We start from the raw sequence: 22645 nt of genomic DNA, 5'->3' as shown, positions 1-22645 counted from the left end.
GGCCCGCGCCGGTCGCAACAACCGACGCCGAAGGCCCCCGCGAGCCGGAAGCGTCGGCGATCCGGGGCGGGAAGAGGCCCGGGCCGCCTTCGTGCCCGGTCTATTCGGGGAATGGGCCGCGGACCGAGACCCCACCGTCCAGCACGATCTGCTGACCGGTGATGTAGCGCGCCTCGTCCGAGGCCAGGTACACGACCGCGGCAGCCATCTCCTCCGACGTGCCGTAGCGGCCTGCCGGGATTTCCGGGACCCACTCGTCGGAGGGGGCGGCGTTGACAGCGGTGTTGATCGCCCCACCTGCGACGACGTTCATCCGGATGCCGTCGGCCGCGTACTCGGCGGCGACTGTCCGCGCCAGGCTGTACAGGCCGGCCTTGGCCGCACCGTAACCGGCCTGCTTCGGAGCGGCCATGAATCCGGTGACCGAGCCGATGCTGACGATGTTCCCGCCGGTGCCCTGTTCCAGGAACAGCCGCAGCACGCGCCGCACCGCGCGAGCCACGTAGCGCAGATTTACGTCGTAGACGGTGTCCCAGTCCTCGTCGGTCATCTCGTGCAGTCTGACCGCGGGTACGAACGCGACCTGCCCGCCGACCACCGTGACCAGGATGTCCAGCCCGCCGAGCCGTTCGGCCGCGCCGACGATCAGGTCCTCGAGCTGCTCGCTGGATCGGACGTCGCCGCTCAGCGCATGGGAGACGTGCCCGGCCGCACGCAACTCGTCCGCCGCCTCGACCGCCCGCGCGGCGTCCACGTCGGCCACTGCGACTGTCGCCCCGGCGGCTGCGAGGGAACGGACGATGGTCCGGCCGATACCGCCCCCGCCACCGCCGATCACCAGAGTCCGTTTGCCATCGAGCCTGCTCAATCCAGCCATGTGCCCTCCACCCTCGTCGAGTTGCCCAAAGTTAGTCGCGCCGAGGCCGACGAGGAAACAAGAACGAGCTGAAGGAGTCGCGGAAGTGGTGTCAGAAAGCCCTCGTGCCTGTCGGAAGCCCTCGTGCCTGTCGGCTGCGCTGCCGAGGAGCACACCGCCGTCATCCTGATCCGGCCCGGTGGGCAGAGACGCTGTTGAAGTTGAAGTTGAAGTTGAAGGGGGACCGGAGCAGGTCGCTGAGGGCCCCGAGCCGGTGCGGCCTTACTGCGATCTGTGGAACCTGCCCGCCGTTGCCGGTCGAGGCCGGAAGCCGGGGAGGTCGGCTGATCGATTGGATCAGGAGCGCCCTCGGCAATCGCCGCCGCACCGCCTACCGCTCGGGCTTCGTATTCGTTCCTACGAAGAAGGCCCTGACCGGTCGAAACCGGTCAGGGCCTTCTTCGTATGCCCGTCCGGCGCGGAGCGTATTCGTCCTGACCTGGGGCGGAGGGGACTGGACGCATCGTGGTGGACGGTCCCGGACGGAGGCGAATGAGGCCAAAACCGAGACCAGGGCGTGCGTGCCCGTCCCGATTCTGTCGTGATCAAGGAGCTTGTCGGGCAAGCGACGGAAACGCCCCTGCTTCCTTCGCACGCGTGGTCAGATGAGGGCCTTCAGAGGGACCTGTCTCCAGCGCACCTGTGATGTCCGACCACGATTCTGCACGAGAGGCCCATACCGGCCCCCGAAATGCCCGTCCGTTTTCCTCAGTCAACAACGTGACCGTGCACGTCCCCAGGGCGCAGGCATCAGCACGTCGCGGGCGTCCCGGGAGCCCGGCAGGGCGCTACGACGGTGCGCGCAGCGCGTCGACCGGTTCCATGCGGGCGGCGCGCAGCGACGGGTAGAGGCCGGCGAGCAGGCCGACGAGGGCTCCGGCGAGCGGGGCGCCGAAGGCCAAGGTCAGGTCGAGTACCGGGGTCCACTGTTTGACGACGGCGACGCACACCACGACTGCGATGCCCAGGGTCGCGCCGACGATGCCGCCGAGCAGGCCGATGGTTGTCGACTCCAGCAGGAACTGGCCGGCCACCTGTCGCCTCGACGCGCCCAGAGCGCGCCGCAGTCCGATCTCCCCGACCCGTTCCATCACCGTCACCAAGGTGACGTTGGCGATGCCGATGGCACCCACCACCAGCGAGACCAGGCCGAGGACGAGGAAGAGGCCGTTGACGTCGTTCTGGACGCCGTCACGTGCCTTGGACAGGTCGGGCGGCGCCACGACGGTGAGCGAGTCCTGGTGCCCGGGCGCCAGGGCGATCGGTGCCTGGCGCGCCACCTGCTCGGCCGCCCCGAGCGCGGTGTTGACCAGTACGAGGCTGACGTCTCCCAGGCCGAGGCGGTCCGCGCCGGTGGTGGGCGGGATGATGACGGCGGTGGACAGGCGCTGCTCCCGCTCGATGCCGCCGAGGATGCCGATGACCGTGTACGACTGGCCCTTGAAGAAGACCGCGGGAGCATCCTCCACCCGGCTGATGCCGAGCAGTTGCGCGGCCTGGTCGCCGAGCACCACCACCTGGTCGTGCCGGGCGAGGTTGCCGGCGTCGTAGAACCGTCCCGCGGTCATCGTGCCGCGTACGGCGGCGGGCAGCCCGGCCGAGGCGGCGACGACGGCCAGGGTCTGTCCGGAGGCGTCGCCGGGTGCGTTCACGTCGTTGGCCCGGACCTGGACGCTGTTGGTCGTGGCGGAGTCCCCGAGGGCGGCGACCGATTCCACCCCGGCCAGCCGCCGGACCGCTTCGGTCCCCGACCAGTCCACCAGTGGCCCGGTGTCGACCGAGCCGGGCTGCGCCCGCGGTACCTTCACGGTCACCGAGGTCGCGGCAAGCGCGTCGAACCGGCCGACGATCTGGTTCCCCGCGGTGGAGGCCACACCGATGGTGGTGACGAGCGTGGTGATGCCGAGCACCGTGCCCAGTGTGGTCAACGCGGATCGCATCGGGCGGGCGAGGACGCCGGCGAGTGCTTCCGTCCACAGGTCCCGTGGGTCCATCCGGGGGCGTTCGGCGCGTGCCCCGGCCGTTGCCGGGGGCGCGGGCGTCGTGTGTTTCCCGCGTGTCATACGGCCTCCGGGGTGAGGCGGCCGTCGGTGATGCGGACGCGCTGGCTCGCCCGGCGGCTGACCGCCTCGTCGTGGGTGATCAGGACGAGTGTCATGCCCTGGGCGCACAGGTCGTCGAAGAGTTCCAGTACGGAGTGGGTGTTCTCGCTGTCCAGGTTGCCGGTGGGTTCGTCGCACAGCAGCAGTGCGGGGTCGCCTATCAAGGCCCGTGCGATGGCGACGCGTTGGCGTTCACCGCCGGACAGCCGGTCGGGCCGGAAGCCCGACCGGTGCCCCACCCCGACCCGCTCCAGCGCCTGGCGGGCACGGTCCAGCCGGGTGCCGCGTTCGTGTCCGGGGCGCGGTTTGCGGTACGCCTCGGCCACCATGACGTTCTCGTCCACCGTCCGGTAGGGCAGGAGGTGGAAGGACTGGAAGACGAACCCGATCCGGCTGCCGCGCAGCGCGGTGCGTTCGAGGTCGCCGAGCCCGGTGGTCTCCACCCCGTCGAGCCGGAACGAGCCGGCGGTGGGCCGGTCGAGCAGGCCAAGTGTGTTGAGCAGGGTCGACTTGCCGGATCCGGAGGGCCCGACGATGGAGAGGTGCTCACCGCGCCGTACGGTCAGATTCACGCCGCGCAGAGCGTGTACGGGCGGTTCGGTGTCGAAGGTCCTCTCCACATCGCTGAGTTCGATGACGACGTCCGGGCCGGGAGTCACCTGCCCACCACCACGTGGTCGCCCTGCTTCAGTGCGCCGCCGACCGGCTTCACCTCGACGAGGCCGGCCGCGGACAGCCCGACGGTGACCTGTACATCGCTGACGCCGGAGTCGCGCTGCACCTGCACCCGGGCCTTTCCGTCGGCCGAGGTCCGTATCGCGGCGAGCGGCACGGTCAGCACCTTGCCGTCCGAGGCGCCGATCTCGATGGTCACCTTCAGCGAGGCCCCGGCCTGACCGGCCAGCGGGCCGGGGTCGGGTACGGAGATCCGCAGCGGGACCGGGGCCGAGGGGTCGCCGGCCGCCGGGGCCTCCTCGGCGGATTCGGCGCCCCCTGACGTCTCCCCCGTGGGCTGCTCGCCGTCGCCCTCCGCCGTCGAGGGCGCGGCGTCGGCGCCGAGCGCGGAGACGGTTCCCCGGGTCTTCTCGCCCCCCGCCGTCGTCAGTTCGACGGTCATGCCCTTCTTGAGCAGTTTGCCGTCCGAACCGGGCACGACTGTCTGGACCACCAGCTCGGACCCGGTGACGGTGCCGATCTGGCCGGACGCGGAATCCCCGGTCTTCACCGTCACCTTGTCCAGCCGTACGGGCAGCTCCGGGAAGAAGACGGCCTCACCGGCGGGGACCTTGGTTCCGTAAGTGGTCTGATAGGTGCTGAGGGCGGCGTTCGCCAAGGCCAGCGACTTCTGGGCGGACTCCAGCTGGATCTTCCGGATCGCCCCGTCGTTGCTGTTGCTGTTGCCGTCCGTGTCCGTGTCCTTCTTGGGGGCGGCTTGCGTCCCGCCGGTGCTTTCGCTGCCGGTGATCGTGAGGAGCGTCTCCTGGGCGGAGGACACCGACTGCTGCAGCTGGCCGAGCTGCTGCTGTTCGTCCGGGCTCGGCTGCTGCGCCTGGTATCCCTTGTCCGCGTACCACTGGGTGACCGCTGCCGCGGTGCCCTGGCCGTAGTTGCCGCTGATCGCGCCGGGCTCGAAACCGAGCCGTCGCAGGGCTCGTTGGAGCTGCTTCACATCGTCGCCGGAGGTGCCGGGGCCCAGCGTGCGGTACATCGGGACCCGGCCGCTCAGCGCGAGCACGGGGCGGCCGTTGACCGCCATCAGAACATCGCCCTCCTTGATCTTGGCACCGGCGACCGGTGCCTTGGTGACCCGCTGCTCAGCACCTTCACCGGCCGTGCCGCCGGATGATCCGGTGCCCACGGAGCCGGCCAGTGAGAGCGGCTGGGGCGAGGCGAACTCGATGGAGCCGTTCGCCACCACGGTGGCGATGAGGGACTGCCGCTGGACACCGACGGTCACCGGGCCGGCTTTCGGCGCGTTGTGCGCGGCGGCGGCATCGGCGGGGGAATGGACCTGGGTACCGGCGATCCAGCCGCCCGCGCCCACCAGGACCACCACGCCGACCAGTGCGCCCAGCTGTCTGCGTCCGCTGAGGTGTTTCATGCGCCGGAACCCCAGTACGGGTTGGCCTTGTCCTTGGGGAAGTACGCGGCCCGGAATTCCTTGCCGCACTCCAGGTCCTTCATGGCGATGGCGATGTCCTTGGTGAGCAGAGGCAGCGCCTCCGCCTGGGTCAGCTCCTGCTCGTGCATCGGCATTTGTTCGGCGAGGTCGAGCCGCACCATGTTGAACATGCCGGTCGGCTGGGTGGTGGAGACCGGAATGCCCTGCGCCTTGAGGCAGTTCGCGAACTTCTGTGCAAGCTGCACCAGCTCGGGGTCGCCGTTGAGCTCCAGCCCGTTCGCACGGTTCTTCTCCTCCCTTTCGGCCTGCTCCTTCATCTGATCCTCGATGCTCAGTTCCGGTCCGTACGCCTTGGCCCTGCCCTCGGCAGAGCACCCGCCGAGCTGCTCCCTCTCCACCTTCGTCCCGGTCGTGGGCGGGATTCCGTCCAGTGCTTCGGCGTAGCTCTTCTGCTGGGCGGGGGTGAATCCCTTCTCGTCCCCGTCGTCGGGGGTGATGACCCTCCCGTGCACCTTTCCCTTGGTGTTGGCGCCGGGGGCGTTCGGGTCGTCGGGGTAGGCGGCGGCCGCGTAGGTGCCGAAGCCGTACTTCTGCCGCAGCTTCTTCTCCAGGGCGTAGTCCTGCCCGTCGAGCAAGCCGTCGTCGGCCGGCGGACTCTCCATGTGCGGGGTGTAGGTGAAGCCCTTCTTCTTCATGCAGGCCGCGATGGCGTTCTCCTCGATGTACATCTTCTTGGTCGCGGCGTCCGTGCCGTCCGGGATGGTGAGTTGGGCGGCGCCGTCGACGGTTTTCGTACCGCCGTCGACGGTGGAACCCGAACCGGCGTCGGGGGCGGCCGTGTCGCTGGAACCTCCGCACGCGCTGAGCATCGGCAGCATGGCGACGGCCAGGGCTGCGACCAGGGAGTTACGTAGGGCAAGCGTGGGCATGTGCATGCCATATATCCATTCGTGGTGCAGTGCGGTTTGTCGTCAGTGGGTCGTCAACTGCCGGTCGCCTCGACGGCGTCGTAGATCCGAGGGTCGGTGGCCAGGTCGGTCAGCACGGACCAGTCCGAGCTCGTGACCACGTGGCCTTTGCCGCTTTCGTCATGGGGGCCCATGAGCGCCTGCACCTCCCAGCCGCCCGTTGTCACATGGGTGACGCCGAACGTGTACGAACCGCCCTGGTCGTCCTTGCGGGCGGGCAGGAAACGCGGATCCGCGAAGTAGGCCAGCACACGGTCCCCCGAACTCGTCGACCTGACGGAGCATTTGAACGAGCTACCACCCCACGGGGAGGTGAACTCGGGACCACGACCCTCCCGGCATCTCGCCGGAAGCAGGGAAGCCCCGGTGGCGGACCGCGCCACCGACACGTACAGGTCGCTCACCAGCCCGGTCCTGGGGTCGGTCAGCCGGAAGTACGTTGCCGGGCGCCGCGAGTGGTGCGGCTGCGCGGCCTCGATCGTGCCGACCGAAGCCGGGACGATCGACCGCAGCAGCTTCAGCGAGGGATGCCAGACCGTCGGCGCCACGGCCGGCAGCGGGCGCCTGGTCTCCGGCGTCGGGGCGAGCACCCCGTACGCGCCGACCGACACCACCGCTGCCATGGCCGCGCTGCCCAGTGCCGCACCGATCCGGCGCCGCCGCCGGATCCGCGTACCCTGCACGATCGCGCCCGACACCAGATCCGGCATCGGCGGCTCCGGAACGGCATCCAGCCCGCCCAGCGCCTCGCCCAGCGCCTCGGCCAGGGCGAACCCGTCCTCGCCACCGCCATGTTTGCCCGCCATGCTCACCACCCCGCCTTCAGATAGCCGGTCCCGGATTTCATGCCCGCACCGGCGCGGTCCCCGCTCCCGGGCAGTGCCGCCGACGCCCGGTCGCCCAGGATGCGGCGCAGGGCCGCCAGCCCTCGGGAGGTCTGGCTCTTCACGGTGCCGGTGCTGCATCCCAGCGCCGCCGCGGTCTCCTCCACGCTCTGGTCCTCCCAGAACCGCAGGACCAGCACCGCCCGGCTGCGCGCGGGCACCTGCCGCAGGGCGGCCAGAAGCACCATCCGCAGATCGGGATCGTCCGCCGGGGCCGCCACGTCGTACTGGTGGGCACTGGGCCGCTCCCACCAGCGCCGCCGCCGGGTCTCGTCCACGAACGTACGGAACAGCACCTTGCGGGCGTAACTGTCGGGAGAGTCCATCCGTACCTTGCGCCACACCGCGTACAGCTTCGCCAGCGCCGTCTGCGTGAGGTCCTCGGCCAAGTGCCAGTCACCGCACAGCAGATACGCGGCACGGCGCAACTGTGCCTGGCGGCTGCGCGCGAACTCGTCGAATTCGATGGCGATGTCGCCGCCGACGCCGACCGCGTAGACGCCCTGGTCGTCCGGTGTCCGGATCACAGACCGCCTCCGCCCGGCACCGCAACGGTGCGCGGTGAGAAGTACTTCATGCCGTACTGACGTGCTGGGCCGTACGGGAGGTTGTCACTGGTTCGAGAAGTTTTGTGGACGTCGCGGCGGGTTCTGTGTCCAAGGAGCCACAAGGCGCGCCCTCGAAGCCGGGGATCTCCAGCCTGAGCCGGGCCAAAAGCCGGAGTCGGGTACCGGGCGGGCATGAGGCGGCCCGAAGTTTCCGAACGCCGGGCCAACAGGTCCGAATCCGGCGAGTTGTGCGGGAGCGGGTGAAGCCCACCGTGGAGGGCTCCGCAGAACCCGAATGAGACGGACAACGTCGAAGGCCCCCGCAGCGAGCTGCGGGGGCCTTCGACGTATTGCCCGGTGAGAGCAATGGCGGAGGATACGAGATTGGAACTCGTGAGGGGTTGCCCCCAACACGCTTTCCAAATGTTCGTCCGGAGGTTCGATGAAGTGCGGGGACGTCCTGACCTGCGGTTCAGGAGAGTCAGGCAGGGCTTCTGAACGATGCCGTACGCCGGTGAAGGCAACCAGAACTGCAACCACAGGAGCCCAGCCCGTGCTCACGCCAGACGTCGGATGCTGAGCGGTTGTTCGGGATCCGTAGGCCGCTCGGATCCCGGAACAGCTGGTCTCGATGCGTGAGACTGCCCCGAGCGGTACGGCTCGTGGGCGATCGCTGGCCGGTGCTTCTGCGGGGCTGCAAGCTGTGCGGCATCAGCAGAAGGCCGGCCGGTACACCCGTGCCGGCCCGGTGTGAGCGGCCTGGGTTGTCCCGCGCCTCCGATGTGCTCCCTACGGACAGATCATGTTGCTGCGGCCTCCCATACCATCCCGACTTTCATGTACATCTGCTACATTCATGACATGAGTGAGCCAGTGATTGAATCCATGGCAGATGTCCGCAGTCATCTCGCTGACGTCATCGATCGTGCCCGTCGGCAGGAAACCCCGACGATCATCACTCGGCGAGGCAAGCAGGAAGCCGTCGTGATCGACATCCAGGAGTACCAGCGCCTGCGTGAGATCGCGGAGGGTGTCGAGGAGGCGTGGCTCAACCAACTGGCCGACGACGCCGAGTCCGAGGGTGCGGAGGGGTCGGTCTCGCTCGAAGAAATGGCCGCCCTGCTCCGTGCTCAGCAGGGCTGACGTGATGGGGTACGTCACACGCTTCACGCCGCACGCTCAGCGGAACATGCTCAAGGTCCCGCGTCCGGATGCCCTCCGCGTCCTGTACCGCCTCACCGAACTCCAGAAGGCCCTGGACGCCGGCGACACCGCATCGTTCGATATCAAAGCCCTCCAGGGGCACAACGCCCGCTGGCGACTCCGGGTCGGCGACTACCGCGTCGTCTACACCGTTGAGGACGGTCAGCTGATCGTGTGGGTCCTTGCCGTTGGCAACCGCCGCGACATCTACCGTCAGGTTCCGTAGGCCGACGCACGAAGAAGGCCCCCGCAGCAAGCTGCGGGGGCCTTCGACGTATTGCCCGGTGAGAGCAATGGCGGAGGATACGAGATTCGAACTCGTGAGGGGTTGCCCCCAACACGCTTTCCAAGCGTGCGCCCTAGGCCACTAGGCGAATCCTCCGCGGCAAACAATACAAGACGTTGAGGAGTGCTCGCGAACCCGTTCCGTCTCGGACCTCTCCGGGGGGCCTCGGCGGGGTTCCCGGGTGCGGGGGAGGTGGACTCGCGGGGGTGGGGATCGGCTAAGGTGGGCGTCAGCCCCTCACGTGGCGCTATCTGACTGAACTCCCCCAGGGCCGGAAGGCAGCAAGGGTAAGTTGGCTCTGGCGGGTGCGTGGGGGGCCCTTGTGTTTCCCGGGCTCGGTGGGGCCGGGGTTTCCGGCGTCCGGATTTCCTGTGGTGAGGTTTCCCGCAGCCGGTGGTGTGGCCGGTCCGGGGCCGGTTGTCAGTCGACCCCGATAACCTCGTAGGTGTGTCGTCCCTTGCGCTGTACCGCCGCTATCGCCCCGAGTCGTTCGCCGAGGTCATCGGTCAGGAGCATGTCACTGACCCGTTGCAGCAGGCGCTGCGGAACAACCGGGTCAATCACGCGTACCTGTTCAGTGGTCCGCGCGGCTGCGGCAAGACGACCAGTGCGCGCATCCTCGCCCGCTGTCTGAACTGTGAGCAGGGGCCCACGCCCACGCCCTGCGGGGAGTGCCAGTCGTGCCAGGACCTCGCGCGCAACGGACCGGGATCGATCGATGTGATCGAGATCGACGCCGCCTCGCACGGTGGCGTGGACGATGCGCGTGACCTGCGGGAGAAGGCGTTCTTCGGGCCCGCGTCGAGTCGTTACAAGATCTACATCATCGACGAGGCGCACATGGTCACATCGGCGGGGTTCAACGCCCTGCTGAAGGTGGTCGAGGAGCCGCCGGAGCACCTCAAGTTCATCTTCGCGACCACGGAGCCCGAGAAGGTCATCGGCACCATCCGGTCGCGTACCCATCACTACCCGTTCCGGCTCGTACCGCCCGGGACGCTGCGCGAGTACCTCGCCGAGGTGTGCGGCAGGGAGAACAGCTACGTCGAGGACGGGGTGCTCCCGCTCGTCGTGCGGGCCGGTGCCGGATCCGTGCGTGACTCGATGTCGGTCATGGACCAGCTGCTGGCCGGCGCGGGCGACGAGGGTGTGACGTACGCCATGGCGACGTCGCTGCTCGGATATACGGACGGCTCCCTGCTCGACTCGATCGTGGACGCCTTCGCCGCGGGCGACGGGGCCGCCGCCTTCGAGGTCGTGGACCGGGTGATCGAGGGCGGCAACGACCCCCGCCGCTTCGTCGCCGACCTCCTGGAGCGGCTGCGCGACCTGGTGATCCTGGCCGCCGTGCCGGACGCGGGGGAGAAGGGGCTGATCGACGCACCGGCCGATGTGGTCGAGCGGATGTCGGCCCAGGCGTCCGTCTTCGGCGCCGCCGAGCTGAGCCGCGCCGCCGACCTGGTCAACGAGGGGCTCACGGAAATGCGCGGGGCGACCTCGCCGCGTCTCCAGGTCGAGCTGATCTGCGCCCGGGTGCTGCTGCCTGCCGCCTTCGACGACGAGCGTTCCCTCCAGGCCAGACTGGACCGCCTGGAGCGGGGCGCGTCCTTCGCCACCACCGGGCCGGGGCCCTCGATGGGGTACGTCCCCGGGCCGGAGGCGCTGGCCCACGCCCCCGCCGCACCTCAGGCGCACGCCCCCGCCGCACCTCAGGCCCCCGCGCCGCCCGCCTTCGCGCAGCCGGACGCCGGATCGGGGCCCGCCGCCGCGCGTGCGGCGGCACGCGGGGACGCACCCCCGCCCGCACCCGTTCAGCCGGCTCCCGCGCCCGACCCCGTGCAGGCGCCGCCCGCCGAGGCGCCCGCGGCCGGTCAGCGGCCCGGCGCCTGGCCGGCCGCGGCAGCGCCCGAGCAGGGCCGGAGGCCCGGAGGCTGGCCGACCGCCTCCACTCCGGGCCAGGCCCCCGCGCCACAGGCCGCCGCCCCCGCGCCGGCTCCTGCGGCCCCCGCCGCCGCACCGGCACCCGTCGCCGCCGCGCCCGCCCCGGGCGCGACGCAGGGCGCCGCGCAGGTGCGCAACATGTGGCCCGACATCCTGGAGGCGGTCAAGGGCCGCCGCCGGTTCACCTGGATCCTCCTCAGCCAGAACGCCCAGGTCACCGGCTTCGACGGAGCCACACTGCAGATCGGCTTCCTCAACGCCGGTGCCCGCGACAACTTCGCGAGCAGCGGCAGCGAAGAAGTGCTGAAGCAGGCCCTGGCCGAGCGGTTCAACGCGCAGTGGAAGATCGAGGCGATCGTCGACCCGTCGGGCGGAGCCGGTCAGCCCCCGCAGGTCGGTGGCGGCCGCCCCTCCGCAGCCGCACCGCCCGCGCCGCAGCACCCTGCGGCCCCCGCACCGCAGTCGTACGAGCCCAGGCCCGCGCCGGAGCACCGACAGCCGGGCGGCGGCTCCGCCCCGGAGCCGGCACCCTCGTCGTACGCCGCTCCCGAACCGCCCCGGTCGGTCGCCCCCGAGGACGACACCCCCGAGGCCGACGATCCCGACCTCGTCGACTCCGCCCTGTCCGGCCACGACCTGATCGTCCGCGAACTGGGCGCCACGGTCGTCGAGGAGTTCACCAACGAGTAACGGGCAGGGGAGGCAGATGTGGGCGGGGCCATCGTCGAGGTGGCCGGGGCCATTCCGGTCAGGTCTCCCTTGATCGTGATCAATACACCTGGGCCGTGCGGGCCCGTCTCTCCGGGCCTTCCCGGACCGGCGCCCGCGGTGTCCACGGAGCGGCGTCCGTCAAGGGCGCCGCGCCCCGGCGGCTAGGCTGCACCCCGTGAAGGTCCTCGTCATCGGCGGCGGCGCCCGCGAACACGCCCTGTGCCGCTCTCTTTCCCTCGACTCCGACGTCACCGCTCTGTACTGCGCTCCCGGCAACGCCGGCATCGCAGAGGTGGCCGAACTGCACCCCGTCGACGCCCTCGACGGCGCTGCCGTCGCGCGCCTCGCCACCGAACTGGGCGCCGAGCTGGTGGTCGTCGGCCCGGAGGCACCGCTTGTCGCCGGGGTCGCCGACGCCGTGCGCGCCGCCGGCATCCCCTGCTTCGGCCCGTCCGGAAAGGCCGCCCAGCTGGAGGGCTCGAAGGCCTTCGCCAAGGACGTGATGGCCGGCGCGGGCGTTCCGACCGCCCGCAGCTACGTCTGCACCACGCCCGCGGAGATCGACACCGCCCTCGACGCGTTCGGCGCCCCGTACGTCGTCAAGGACGACGGCCTCGCCGCAGGCAAGGGCGTCGTCGTCACCGACGACATCGAGGCGGCCCGCGCCCACGCGCTGGCCTGCGACCGCGTGGTCATCGAGGAGTTCCTCGACGGCCCCGAGGTGAGCCTCTTCGCGATCACCGACGGCACCACCGTGCTGCCGCTCCAGCCCGCGCAGGACTTCAAGCGGGCCCTCGACAACGACGAGGGCCCGAACACCGGCGGCATGGGCGCGTACTCCCCGCTTCCCTGGGCGGACCCGAAGCTGGTCGACGAGGTCATGCAGTCGGTCCTCCAGCCGACCGTCGACGAGCTCCGCCGCCGCGGTACACCGTTCTCCGGGCTGCTGTACGCGGGTCTCGCGATCACCTCGCGAGGCGTACGGGTCATCGAGTTCAACGCCCGCTTCGGCGACCCGGAGACCCAGGTGGTCCTGGCCCGTCTGAAGACCCCGCTGGCCGGTGTCCTGCTGGGCTCCGCCAACGGGACCCTGGACGAGCTGCCCCCGCTGAAGTGGCGGGACGAGGCCGCCGTCACCGTGGTCATCGCCTCCCACAACTACCCGGAGACCCCGCGGACGGGCGATCCGATCGAGGGGCTCGACGAGGTCGCGGCCAAGGATGCGCCGCACGCGTACGTTCTGCACGCCGGGACCCGGCGGGACGGCGACACGGTCGTCAGCGCGGGTGGTCGCGTGCTCTCGGTGACCGCGACCGCCGAGGACCTCGCGGGCGCCCGTGAGCGTGCCTACGCGGCCGCGGCCAGGATCCGGCTCGACGGCTCGCAGCTCCGTACGGACATCGCCAAGAAGGCCGCGGAGGCCTGATCCCCACCCGTTTCCACGAGATCCCCACCCGTTTCCGCGAGGGCCACGGACACCTGAGCCGTACCGCTCCGACCACCACTGACGCGCCGCTGCCCTATGGACAGCGGCGCGTCAGCACCTTTGCCCAAAGCCATTCCATCGAGTGACGGCTGAGCCATCCGGATGACGCCCGCCGAAGCCCCAACTAGGGTGCGGCGCAAGCATTCCGGCACTTGGCCCACCGGCATTGCGATGTCAGTGACGGGTGCCACAGTGGGGGAGTGAGCAACACCGCCGTGGGGGCAGAGGGGGTGACGTCCGGCCGTGTCCGGTACCGGTACAGGTGAGGAGCTGGGTGCGCAGGCAGCGCGCGCCCGGGCTCTCGTCCTGCTGCGCATCCGCAGCAGGGCAACGGCAGTGGCACTGCTGCCGGCCGCGTCGGCCGTCGTGCTGTTCGCCGCAGAGGCGCAGGGCTTCGCCGAGGGCAGCGGCTGGGACGCGGTGCGCTGGGCCATGACGGCCTGCGCCGTCGTCGTCCTTCTCATCGCCGCGGCCGTCGCGATCGCGGTCGTCCGGGCGAAGCCGGCGGTCAGCCCGACCGTCCCGCTCAGCGAGGAGGCGGCCCCGGACCTCTACCGGCTGGTCCGTGACCTGGCGGAGCGGCTCGGTGTGCCCGCACCCTCGGCCATAGCTCTCACACCGGACTGCGACAGCTGGCTGGAGGACCGCACCCACCCGGCTGCGGACCGGGCGGCCAAGGAGGCCGCGCGCCGGGACCCGACCGGTCCGGCGGACGGCCCGGGCCGTCGTCCGGGACGCCGTCGCCGGGTGCAGGCGGCGCCTGTGCTGGTGATCGGCTCCCCCTTCCTCTGGTGGATGCGGGTCGCCGAGCTGCGGGCGGTGCTCGCCCCGGTCGTGGCCGGCACCGGTCCCTCCGCCCAACCCGACATAGCCGCCGCCCGGCGTTTCGTACGCGGGCTGGACGGCGTGGTCGCCGATGCCGCCGCACCCGTCCACGGAACGCTGCGCAGGGTCCTGCGGTTGCCTGGCCGCTTCGTCGGCCGGATCGCCAGGCTGCTGCTGCGCAGCTGTCGCGGCCATGCGGCGGAGATGGAGCGCGGTGTCGCCGCCGCCGCGTCGACGCGCGCCCAGGCGGTGGACTACGGGCTGCGGGTCGTCGCCCAGGAACAGGTCGGTCTCGCCTACGCGGGCTGGGACCGGCTGCTCACCCGCGTCGCGCTTCCCGCCTGGCGGATGGGGCGCTGGCCCTCCCGGCTGAACGCGGGCGTCGTCTCCGCCCTCACCGAGCTCTCCCGGCGCGACCGGCTGGCCGAAGGGTTCACCACCCGGCTCGGCGAGCGCCCCGCCTGCGACCTTCTGGAGGCGCCGGGAGCGGCCGACGAGGCGGCGTCCCTGCTGGCCGCACGGCTCTTCCACGGCGGCCCCGCGGAGACCGGGCCCGACTGGGCTCCGGTGGACTGGCAGCAGTATCCGGAAGAGGTCGTCGACCGGAAATGGCGCACGGAGGCGGCCCGGCTGCACCGCGTCCTGGACTCCATGGGCGTGCCCCCCGCCGTCGGCGCCGCAGGCGAAAGCGCCTGCGCCGGGGTGCCCACACTGGCGCGCGTCGTCGAGCACCTCGCCGCGGGCCGGGACGGGGGCGAGGAGCTCGCGGCCGGGATCAGCGCCGCCGTGGCCCGGGAGGAGGCGCAGGCGCCACAGCCGGGCACCGGGGGCGCAGGGGACGTGGGCGGCGACGTGCTGGACCTCTGGGGTCCCGATCCGCTGCCGCTCTTCCCGCTCCAGCCGCCCCGTACGGGGAGCGAGCTGCTCGCGGACCACGTCGCGGCGATGGTCTGCTGCGCCGCCGTGGACACGGCGGGCGCGGCGCCCGGACTGGACTGGCTCGACGGCCCCGCGCTGCTGGTCGACGGCGAACGCCGGGCCGACCTCGGCACCGCCGTCCTCAGCCTTGTCGAGGACGGCGACGCGGAGCCGCTGCGGTCCTGGCTCGTCTCGGTCGGCGTGCGTACCGACAAGCCCGTCCGTCTCGTCTGAAACACGTCTGGACAGGCGGCTGTTCGCTCGGACCGACACCCAATATCCGGAACATTAGGTTCCGTTCACGTCAATTCGCGACGAACGGTGACGGAGTGCATGCGTTATGTGATGTGCTGGGGATCGGCGCTGACAGTCGGCGCACCACTGTTGTTCCGGGGGCCTGAGGGAGGGATGCGTCATGGGGGCGGAGCAGATTCGCCGTTGGGAGTCAGGTGCCCTCGCGCATGCGGTCACCGACCCTTTCGGCCAGGGACCTCTTCCCTGGTTGCGCGGCAGTGAGAACTACTTCGACGACACAGGCCAGGTCGTACCCTGGTACGCCGACCCCACCCTGCCCCGCGGTTCCACCGGCGGGGGCACCCGCACCGCCGACGACGTCCGCCGTCAGATCAAGGGCTTCATCTCCACCGGCGCCGCGGCCCCGGGCGAGGCGATCGACTTCCACATCACCGTGGACCCGCCCCAGCAGTTCTCCGTGGACATCTACCGGATCGGTCACTACGGGGGTGACGGCGCCGCCAAGATCACCACGAGCCCGCGGCTCTCCGGCATCGTCCAGCCGGCCCCCCTCACCGCCGACCGCACGGTCTCCTGCCACCACTGGTGGCAGTCCTGGCGGCTGCAGATCCCCACGTACTGGTCGATCGGCGCGTACGTCGCCGTCCTCACCACGGTCGACGGCTACCGCTCCCACATTCCGTTCACGGTCCGCGACGACCACCCGGCCGACCTGCTGCTGGTGCTCCCGGACATCACCTGGCAGGCGTACAACCTCTACCCGGAGGACGGCCGGACCGGCGCCAGCCTCTACCACGCCTGGGACGAACAGGGCCGGCTGCTGGGGGAGGAGGACGCGGCGGTCACCGTCTCCTTCGACCGCCCCTACGCGGGCGCCGGCCTTCCGCTCCACGTCGGCCACGCCTACGACTTCATCCGCTGGGCCGAGCGCTACGGGTACGACATCGCCTACGCCGACACCCGCGACCTGCACGCGGGCCGGATCGACCCCACCCGCTACCGGGGCCTGGTCTTCCCCGGCCACGACGAGTACTGGTCGGTGCCCATGCGCCGTACCGCCGAACGCGCCCGCGACAACGGCACGTCCCTCGTCTTCCTCTCCGCCAACACCATGTACTGGCAGGTCAGCCTCGCGCCGTCGCCTTCCGGCGTCCCCGACCGGCTGCTCAGCTGCCGCAAGCGCCGGGGCCCGGGCAAACCCGCGCTCTGGCGCGAGCTCGACCGCCCCGAGCAGCAGCTGCTCGGCATCCAGTACGCGGGCCGGGTCCCCGACCCCCACCCCCTCGTCGTGCGGAACGCGGAGCACTGGCTCTGGGACGCGACCGGTGCCGGCGAGGGCGACGAGATCAACGGCCTGGTCGCGGGTGAGGCCGACCGCTACTTCCCGCGCACCACGCTCCCCGAGCACGACAACCGCATCCTGCTCGCGCACTCTCCGTACCAGGACAGCGAAGGCGTGACCCGCCACCAGGAGACGTCCCTGTACCGGGCCCCGTCGGGTGCGCTCGTCTTCGCCTCCGGCACCTTCGCCTGGTCCCCGGCCCTGGACCGCCCCGGCCACGTGGACCCGCGCATCCAGCGGGCCACCGCCAACCTCCTCGACCGCATCTGCAAGCGAGCCTGAAGCCCGGCCGCCCTCCGGGGCCCGCTCCGGCAGTACATCCGCGCCCCTCCGCACCCCTCCGAAGCCGTCCGCGCCCGGATACGGGACAATCGGAACAGCTCCTGGATCAACCTACGCGGAGGCAGCGTGTCCGGATTTGTAGAAAAGCCCGAGCCCGTGCAGGTTCCGGGGCTCACCCACCTGCACACGGGCAAGGTGCGCGACCTGTACCGGAACGAGGCGGGTGACCTCGTCATGGTCGCCAGCGACCGGATGTCCGCGTACGACTGGGTCCTGCCCACCGAGATCCCGGACAAGGGCCGCGTCCTGACCCAGCTCTCGCTGTGGTGGTTCGACCAGCTCGCCGATCTCGTACCGAACCATGTCCTGTCCACGGAGCTGCCCGCCGGCGCACCCGCGGACTGGGCCGGCCGCACGACGATCTGCAAGTCGCTGCGGATGGTCCCGGTCGAGTGCGTCGCCCGCGGCTATCTGACCGGCTCGGGCCTGGTCGAGTACAACGCGTCCCGCACCGTCTGCGGTCTCGCCCTTCCCGAAGGCCTCGTCGACGGCTCCGAGCTGCCGGCGCCGATCTTCACCCCCGCCACCAAGGCGGCCGTCGGCGACCACGACGAGAACGTGAGCTACGAGGAAGTGGCCCGTCAGGCCGGCGCCGAGACCGCCGCACAGCTGCGTCGCGCGACGCTGGACGTATACAGCCGGGCCCGTGACATCGCACGCGAGCGCGGGATCATCCTCGCGGACACGAAGTTCGAGTTCGGCTTCGCGCCCACCGCCGACGGCGGCGAGGAACTGATCATCGCCGACGAGGTGCTCACCCCGGACTCGTCCCGCTTCTGGCCTGCCGCGGACTGGGAGCCGGGCCACGCCCAGCCGTCGTACGACAAGCAGTTCGTGCGCGACTGGCTGACCTCCCCGGCATCCGGCTGGGACCGCAAGAGCGAGCAGCCGCCGCCGGCGCTGCCCCAGGAGATCGTGGACGCGACCCGCGCCAAGTACCTGGAGGCTTACGAGCTCCTCACCGGAACGCCCTGGAAGTAGGGCCTCTCGGCACACGAAGAAGCCCCCGGCCGAAAGGCCGGGGGCTTCTTGCTGAATCGAGCGGACGACCAGGTTCGAACTGGCGACCTCAACCTTGGCAAGGTTGCGCTCTACCAACTGAGCTACGTCCGCAAGCGCCGAAGCGCGAGAACTACTATACCCATCCCCGCTCGCGTGCGAGACGCACTGCGGCATGACGGTTCTCCGCCCCGAGCTTCGCAGCTGCCGCCGAGAGGTAGTTGCGCACCGTCCCCTGCGACAGGGACGCCCGCTCCGCGATCTCGGAGACCGGCGCCCCGTCGGCCGCCAATTCCAGTACCTCGGCCTCGCGCACGGTCAGCGGCGAGTCCCCGGCGGCAATGGCATCGGCCGCCAACTCCGGGTCCACATAGCGGTTTCCGGCGTGCACGGTGCGGATGATCCCGGCCAGCTGGCGTGCACTGACGGTCTTCGGTACGAACGCCCGCACGCCCGCCGCGAGGGCGCGCTTGAGGTGTCCCGGGAGGCCGTGACTCGTCACGATCATGGTTCGGCAGTCCGGGAGTTCGGACCGTATCGATGTGGCGACGCTCACACCGTCTGCCCCTGGCATCTCCAGATCCAGCACCGCCACATCGGGGCGGTGCGCTCGTGCCATGGCGAGCGCCTCGGGGCCGGTCGCAGCCTCCGCGACCACCACCAGGTCGTCCTCCAGCGCGAGCAGGGCAGCGAGTGCGCCCCGGATCAGGTGCTCGTCGTCAGCGAGCAGCACCCGTACCGCGGTCATCGTCGTTCCTCCAGAAGAGCCATGCGCGATACGTCACGGGCCGCCGCATGCGGGGTGCCGGCGGATTCTGCTGTGCGGGCCAATGGGATCCGCGCGCTCAGCCGGAACAGGCCGCCCTCTGCCGGGCCGGCGTCCAGCGCCCCGTCGAGCGCGCCGAGCCGTTCGCGCAGCCCCGCCAGACCGGAGCCGCTTTCCCCGGGCGCGGCGGCGGGTGCTCCGTCGTTCTCCACGTTCAGCACCACCGCATCCGCCGATACGTGGAGCCGCACCGTGCAGCTGCGCGGATCGCCGTGCCGCAGCACATTGGTCGCGGCCTCGCGGACCACCCAGCCGAGCGCCGACTGGACGGGCGCCGGCAACCCCGCGCCGTCGTCGCCGGTGACCGCGCATTCGATGCCTGCTGCCTGCAACACCCCTTTGGCCCCGGCCAGTTCCGTGGTCAGATCGGCCTTCCGGTAGCCCCGTACGACATCACGTACCTCCTGCTGCGAAGCGCGGGCTATCCGCTGCACCTCGACCATCTGGTCCACCGCCTCGGGCCTGCCTCGCTGTGCGAGCTCCACAGCCAGTTCGCTCTTCAGCGCGATCACCGCGAGATTGCGGCCCATCACGTCATGCATGTCCCGCCCGAACCGCAGCCGCTCCTCGGCGACGGCGAGCCGGGCCTGTATGTCCCGGGCCTCCTCGGCCTGCCACATCACGCTCAGGCTCCAGGCGCTGGGACGCACCGAGATCAGGACCAGTACGCAGCCGAAGAGGGTCGTCGGCACGACGCCGGCGAGGGGGCCGCCCCGCACTCCTGCCGCGGCGAGTGCGCCGGTGGTCAGCGCGGTGAGGAGCAGCGATTCGATCACGAACGTGCGGACCGGGATCAGGAGCACCCGTGTGATCACGAACGGCATCGGTGCGTTCAGGCTCATGAGGAGCAGGCCGGGGCTGCCGATCCCGTCCACCCCGGCCAGCGTCGCAAGCAGCACCACTCCGAGCAGCAACAGGGCCAGAGGAGCGAGCATCCGACGCGTGGGGAACACGGAGACGCCGAGGTAGTGCTCGTACGAGGGGCGGACGTTGCGGTTGCTCAGCAGACACTGGGTGAGGCTCACCAGGAGCAGCGCTGCGCCCAGCGCCAGTGGGAGTGGCTCGTGGCGGATGTCGTCCTTGAAGGGCGCCAGCTGCCACGAGAGGGCGAATAGCCAGGGGATCGAGGAGATCGTGAATCGCGAATACAGGTCGATCCGCTCCAGCTTTCCGCGCTCCTGCCAGTCGCGGCGCCATCCCCGTGCACGCTTCAACACGCCAAATCTCCCTCAGCGTCGCGGATCCCAGCGGAACCACCGCTGCACAGCAAACACCGCGAGCGCCGTCCAGACCAGTCCGGTCAGTGCCGCTCCGAGCAGGTCAGCGCCTTCGGGGACGCCCAGCCAGCCCGACCGCACGAGCGTCATCACTCCAGTCAGCGGCAGGAACTCGCAGGCCGACGCGAGCGGGTCGGGGAAGACCTCCAGCGGGACGAAGAGCCCCGATCCCATCATCGAGACGAGGAACAGCGGAAGCGTGGTGAGCTGGGCCGTCTGCACGGTGCGGGTCAGTATGGAGGTGGCCGCGGCCAGCACCGTCAACAGCGCCACGGCCAGCAGCAGTCCCGCGAGGAGGAGTTCGGGCCGCTGCGGTGCGGTGAGGCCGAAGAAGGCCGCACCGGTCGCGATGATCAGCGCGGACTGTGTCAGGGCCAGGGCGGCCGACGGCAGTGCGGTCCCGGCCAGGATCTCGCCGTCGCCGACCTCGCCGGTGCGGAGCCGCTTCAGGACCAGGTCCTCGCGCCGCGCCACATAGGCGGCGACCATGTTCATGTAGACGGCCTGGATGAGTACGGTCCCGATGCCGCCGGTGAGCGCGGCTCCGGCGACCGTCAGCCCGGTCCCGCCGAGATCCACCTGCTCGAACGTCGACTTCATTGCCATGATCATGGCCGAGGGCACCAGCAGCGCGACGACGACGGCCGTCCTGTTGCGTGCCAGCAGGGTCATTTCGGCCCGGCCGAGAGCCATCAGGCGTCCTCGGGCCGTTGTCATGGTCCGGGCCGCCGGGGCCGGCGCAGTGGTGGTGGAGATCGTCATGACGTGATCATCTCTTCGGCCTGGGCGGCGGACTTCGCGATATCGAGGAATGCCTCTTCGAGGGAGGCGGACCGGGCATCGAGACCGGTCAGGGAGACGTCCGACTCCGCTGCCCAGCGCAGCAGTACGGTCAACGACTCCTGGAGCCGATGGGTACGGATCTCGATCCGCGGGCCCTCGGCCGCGGCGCGCAGGCTCAGCGGCAGCTGTCCCGCAGCGACTCCCCCGGGCAGCTCGAACCGGATCCGGGCCGGGCGGGCGGCCGTCACCTCCGTGGTGGTCCCCGTCGTCACGATGCGGCCCCGGTGCATGATCGCCAGCCTGTCGGCGAGGGCCTCGGCCTCTTCCAGGTAGTGCGTGGTCAGCAGGACGGTGATGCCGTCCTGCTTGAGCCCTCGCACCAGCTCCCAGGTGTCGCGTCGCCCCTCGGCGTCGAGGCCGGTGGTCGGTTCGTCGAGGAAGAGCACCTCGGGACGGCCGAGCAGGGCCAGCGCGAGGTCCAGCCGCCGCCGCTCGCCGCCGGAGAGCTGCTTCACCCGGACGGCCGCCCGGTGGCCGAGCCCCACCAGATCCAGTGCCTCGGCGGTCGGCCGGGCACCGCTGGTGCAGCCCGCCCACATCCGCACGGTCTCGGCCGCGGTCAGGTCGGACGGAAAGCCGCCCTCCTGAAGCATCACGCCGATGCGCGGCCGGACCGCGGCGCGATCGGCGTACGGGTCGTGGCCGAGAACCCGTATCGCGCCGCCGTCGGGGCGTGCCAGGCCCTCGAGGAGTTCCACGGTGGATGTCTTTCCGGCGCCGTTCGTCCCGAGCAGGGCGAACACCTCGCCGCGCGCCACGGAGAAGGAGATGCCGGTCACAGCCTCGAAGCCGCCCGCGTAGCTGCGCCGGACGTCGTCCACCTCGATCACACGGTCACGGGGAATTGCGTCGCTGGTCATGGACTCAAGGCTCCCGGCCGGCCGGGACCAGGAGCAGTGCGACCTGTCATCGCTCCCCATGACAAACGTCATGCGTCACGGCTCATGACAAGCGGCATGGATGAAGAGAGCCGGAGGGGAGGGAGATACGCGAGGGGATATCTCGAGGACATGCGCGGGATGTGCGAGGAGATGCGCGAGGGGAAATGGCCAGCAATCGAATACGACGAAGGCCCCGGTCGAAATCGACCAGGGCCTTCGATCAAGAGCGGACGACCAGGTTCGAACTGGCGACCTCAACCTTGGCAAGGTTGCGCTCTACCAACTGAGCTACGTCCGCATTGCGCCACTCGGCTCTCACCGGTGGAACGAGCACTACTCTACCTGATCCACCGGAGTGGTTGAGGAGAGCGATGCAGAGCGGGTGACAGGAATTGCACACTGCGCCTTCCCCCTGGAAGGGGGATGTTCTACTACTGAACTACACCCGCACGCTGCGCGAGGTTTGGCTTTGCGGCCTTGCCCCTCGGCGTGCTCCAGACTCTAGCCGACCTGCAGGGGTGTCGCGCAAGTCGGCTCCCGCGCGGTGTCGCCCGAGTGGCCGGTGACGGGCAGTCCGATGCCCGTCGGCCGGCCGGCCGTCACCGTGCCTCCGGTCAACTCGCTTCCTGGAACGCCTCGTAGACCTTCTTGGGGATCCGGCCCCGGGCCGGCACATCCATCCGGTGCGAGCGGGCCCAGGCCCGGACGGCCGCCGGATCGGGCGCGAGCGAGGTGTGCCGGTACGAGGTGGGGACCTTGCCGTGCTTGCTTGCGTTCGTCTGCTTGCGGCCGGCCGCCACGTACGGCGCCAGGGACTTGCGCAGTTTCTTTGCATTGGACGGATTGAGGTCGATCTCGTACGACTTCCCGTCCAGGGCGAAGGTGACCGTTTCCGTCGCTGCTCCCCCGTCGATGTCGTCGGAGAGCGTGACCACTACGCGCTGAGCCACGGATATCGGTCCTTTCCTAC

General features: G+C 70.5%; 19 protein-coding genes, 4 tRNA genes and 1 other RNA gene. 8 read left to right on the top strand and 16 right to left on the bottom strand.

What is annotated here, in order from left to right; all coding sequences use genetic code 11:
- Positions 1-100 precede the first annotated feature (100 nt).
- From ABT025_RS00375 to ABT025_RS00345, 7 genes are all read right to left on the bottom strand, one after another.
- Positions 101-877 (bottom strand): SDR family NAD(P)-dependent oxidoreductase, encoded by a 777-nt coding sequence (locus ABT025_RS00375; RefSeq protein ID WP_350988154.1) that lies wholly within the window; start codon positions 875-877, stop codon positions 101-103.
- Positions 878-1704: 827 nt separating this feature from the next.
- On the bottom strand, positions 1705-2910 hold the full coding sequence (locus ABT025_RS00370; RefSeq protein WP_350988149.1) for an ABC transporter permease: 1206 nt from the start codon (positions 2908-2910) through the stop codon (positions 1705-1707).
- Positions 2911-2975: 65 nt separating this feature from the next.
- Complete coding sequence (locus ABT025_RS00365; RefSeq protein WP_350988147.1) at positions 2976-3677, bottom strand: ABC transporter ATP-binding protein; 702 nt, start codon at positions 3675-3677, stop codon at positions 2976-2978.
- Positions 3674-5119 (bottom strand): peptidoglycan-binding protein, encoded by a 1446-nt coding sequence (locus ABT025_RS00360; RefSeq protein WP_350988145.1) that lies wholly within the window; start codon positions 5117-5119, stop codon positions 3674-3676. Before ABT025_RS00360 ends, ABT025_RS00365 begins: the two co-directional genes overlap by 4 nt.
- The gene (locus tag ABT025_RS00355; RefSeq protein WP_350988143.1) at positions 5116-6069 is read right to left on the bottom strand and encodes a hypothetical protein; all 954 of its coding nucleotides are present in this window, start codon (positions 6067-6069) and stop codon (positions 5116-5118) included. The genes ABT025_RS00360 and ABT025_RS00355 overlap by 4 nt, the downstream gene beginning before the upstream one ends.
- A gap of 53 nt (positions 6070-6122) precedes the next feature.
- Positions 6123-6914, bottom strand: a complete 792-nt coding sequence (locus tag ABT025_RS00350; protein WP_350988141.1) for a hypothetical protein — start codon at positions 6912-6914, stop codon at positions 6123-6125.
- 2 nt (positions 6915-6916) lie between these two features.
- Positions 6917-7516, bottom strand: coding sequence for a SigE family RNA polymerase sigma factor (locus ABT025_RS00345; RefSeq protein WP_350988476.1), 600 nt, complete (start codon positions 7514-7516; stop codon positions 6917-6919).
- 885 nt (positions 7517-8401) lie between these two features.
- Here ABT025_RS00345 and ABT025_RS00340 point away from each other — a divergent pair.
- Positions 8402-8683: a type II toxin-antitoxin system Phd/YefM family antitoxin gene (locus tag ABT025_RS00340; RefSeq protein WP_350988139.1), complete on the top strand. Its 282-nt coding sequence runs from the start codon at positions 8402-8404 to the stop codon at positions 8681-8683.
- Positions 8684-8687: 4 nt separating this feature from the next.
- Positions 8688-8969, top strand: a complete 282-nt coding sequence (locus ABT025_RS00335; protein WP_350988137.1) for a type II toxin-antitoxin system RelE family toxin — start codon at positions 8688-8690, stop codon at positions 8967-8969.
- A 68-nt stretch (positions 8970-9037) separates the two neighbouring features.
- On the opposite strand, the gene ABT025_RS00330 is transcribed toward ABT025_RS00335, so the two are convergent.
- Positions 9038-9125: transfer RNA gene (locus ABT025_RS00330), tRNA-Ser, on the bottom strand.
- A gap of 133 nt (positions 9126-9258) precedes the next feature.
- Here ABT025_RS00330 and ffs point away from each other — a divergent pair.
- The 6 genes from ffs to ABT025_RS00300 all read left to right on the top strand — a co-directional run bounded on the left by ffs (position 9259) and on the right by ABT025_RS00300 (position 17830).
- Positions 9259-9353, top strand: an RNA gene (gene ffs, locus ABT025_RS00325) — signal recognition particle sRNA small type.
- A gap of 123 nt (positions 9354-9476) precedes the next feature.
- On the top strand, positions 9477-11660 hold the full coding sequence (locus ABT025_RS00320) for a DNA polymerase III subunit gamma and tau (protein ID WP_350988135.1): 2184 nt from the start codon (positions 9477-9479) through the stop codon (positions 11658-11660).
- Between the two features lie 196 nt (positions 11661-11856).
- Positions 11857-13107, top strand: a complete 1251-nt coding sequence (purD, locus tag ABT025_RS00315; RefSeq protein WP_350988133.1) for a phosphoribosylamine--glycine ligase — start codon at positions 11857-11859, stop codon at positions 13105-13107.
- A gap of 303 nt (positions 13108-13410) precedes the next feature.
- Positions 13411-15144, top strand: a complete 1734-nt coding sequence (locus ABT025_RS00310; RefSeq protein WP_350988131.1) for a hypothetical protein — start codon at positions 13411-13413, stop codon at positions 15142-15144.
- Between the two features lie 181 nt (positions 15145-15325).
- Positions 15326-16789: a N,N-dimethylformamidase beta subunit family domain-containing protein gene (locus tag ABT025_RS00305; RefSeq protein WP_350988129.1), complete on the top strand. Its 1464-nt coding sequence runs from the start codon at positions 15326-15328 to the stop codon at positions 16787-16789.
- Between the two features lie 126 nt (positions 16790-16915).
- Positions 16916-17830, top strand: coding sequence for a phosphoribosylaminoimidazolesuccinocarboxamide synthase (locus ABT025_RS00300; RefSeq protein ID WP_350988127.1), 915 nt, complete (start codon positions 16916-16918; stop codon positions 17828-17830).
- A gap of 59 nt (positions 17831-17889) precedes the next feature.
- Here the strand turns inward: ABT025_RS00300 and ABT025_RS00295 are convergent.
- The 8 genes from ABT025_RS00295 to ABT025_RS00260 form a co-directional block, all read right to left on the bottom strand.
- Positions 17890-17962 (bottom strand) — tRNA-Gly (locus ABT025_RS00295).
- A 22-nt stretch (positions 17963-17984) separates the two neighbouring features.
- Positions 17985-18596, bottom strand: a complete 612-nt coding sequence (locus ABT025_RS00290) for a response regulator (RefSeq protein ID WP_350988125.1) — start codon at positions 18594-18596, stop codon at positions 17985-17987.
- On the bottom strand, positions 18593-19891 hold the full coding sequence (locus ABT025_RS00285; RefSeq protein WP_350988123.1) for a sensor histidine kinase: 1299 nt from the start codon (positions 19889-19891) through the stop codon (positions 18593-18595). The genes ABT025_RS00290 and ABT025_RS00285 overlap by 4 nt, the downstream gene beginning before the upstream one ends.
- Before the next feature lie 12 nt (positions 19892-19903).
- A complete protein-coding gene (locus tag ABT025_RS00280) occupies positions 19904-20713 on the bottom strand; it encodes an ABC transporter permease (RefSeq protein ID WP_502971863.1) in 810 nt (269 codons plus the stop codon).
- Positions 20710-21654, bottom strand: a complete 945-nt coding sequence (locus ABT025_RS00275; RefSeq protein WP_350988121.1) for an ABC transporter ATP-binding protein — start codon at positions 21652-21654, stop codon at positions 20710-20712. The genes ABT025_RS00280 and ABT025_RS00275 overlap by 4 nt, the downstream gene beginning before the upstream one ends.
- Before the next feature lie 246 nt (positions 21655-21900).
- Positions 21901-21973, bottom strand: a tRNA-Gly gene (locus ABT025_RS00270).
- Positions 21974-22052: 79 nt separating this feature from the next.
- A tRNA-Gly gene (locus ABT025_RS00265) sits at positions 22053-22124 on the bottom strand.
- A 165-nt stretch (positions 22125-22289) separates the two neighbouring features.
- Positions 22290-22625 (bottom strand): histone-like nucleoid-structuring protein Lsr2, encoded by a 336-nt coding sequence (locus tag ABT025_RS00260; protein WP_350988119.1) that lies wholly within the window; start codon positions 22623-22625, stop codon positions 22290-22292.
- Positions 22626-22645: the final 20 nt, after the last annotated feature.

This window comes from Streptomyces sp. NPDC002809, from assembly GCF_040295435.1.
Classification (GTDB): Bacteria; Actinomycetota; Actinomycetes; order Streptomycetales; family Streptomycetaceae; genus Streptomyces.
The sequence above is the reverse complement of the archived record's forward strand: the minus strand, read 5'-3'. Positions and strand labels throughout refer to the sequence as shown.

What these genes read in the sequence shown, in the direction of transcription:
- ABT025_RS00375 (WP_350988154.1), bottom strand. Translation starts at nt 877, where the DNA reads ATGGCTGGATTGAGCAGGCTCGATGGCAAACGGACTCTGGTGATCGGC.
- ABT025_RS00370 (WP_350988149.1), bottom strand. Translation starts at nt 2,910, where the DNA reads ATGGACCCACGGGACCTGTGGACGGAAGCACTCGCCGGCGTCCTCGCC.
- ABT025_RS00360 (WP_350988145.1), bottom strand. Translation starts at nt 5,119, where the DNA reads ATGAAACACCTCAGCGGACGCAGACAGCTGGGCGCACTGGTCGGCGTG.
- ABT025_RS00355 (WP_350988143.1), bottom strand. Translation starts at nt 6,069, where the DNA reads ATGCCCACGCTTGCCCTACGTAACTCCCTGGTCGCAGCCCTGGCCGTC.
- ABT025_RS00350 (WP_350988141.1), bottom strand. Translation starts at nt 6,914, where the DNA reads ATGGCGGGCAAACATGGCGGTGGCGAGGACGGGTTCGCCCTGGCCGAG.
- ABT025_RS00340 (WP_350988139.1), top strand. Translation starts at nt 8,402, where the DNA reads ATGAGTGAGCCAGTGATTGAATCCATGGCAGATGTCCGCAGTCATCTC.
- ABT025_RS00335 (WP_350988137.1), top strand. Translation starts at nt 8,688, where the DNA reads ATGGGGTACGTCACACGCTTCACGCCGCACGCTCAGCGGAACATGCTC.
- ABT025_RS00305 (WP_350988129.1), top strand. Translation starts at nt 15,326, where the DNA reads ATGGGGGCGGAGCAGATTCGCCGTTGGGAGTCAGGTGCCCTCGCGCAT.
- ABT025_RS00290 (WP_350988125.1), bottom strand. Translation starts at nt 18,596, where the DNA reads ATGACCGCGGTACGGGTGCTGCTCGCTGACGACGAGCACCTGATCCGG.
- ABT025_RS00280 (WP_502971863.1), bottom strand. Translation starts at nt 20,713, where the DNA reads ATGACGATCTCCACCACCACTGCGCCGGCCCCGGCGGCCCGGACCATG.
- ABT025_RS00275 (WP_350988121.1), bottom strand. Translation starts at nt 21,654, where the DNA reads ATGACCAGCGACGCAATTCCCCGTGACCGTGTGATCGAGGTGGACGAC.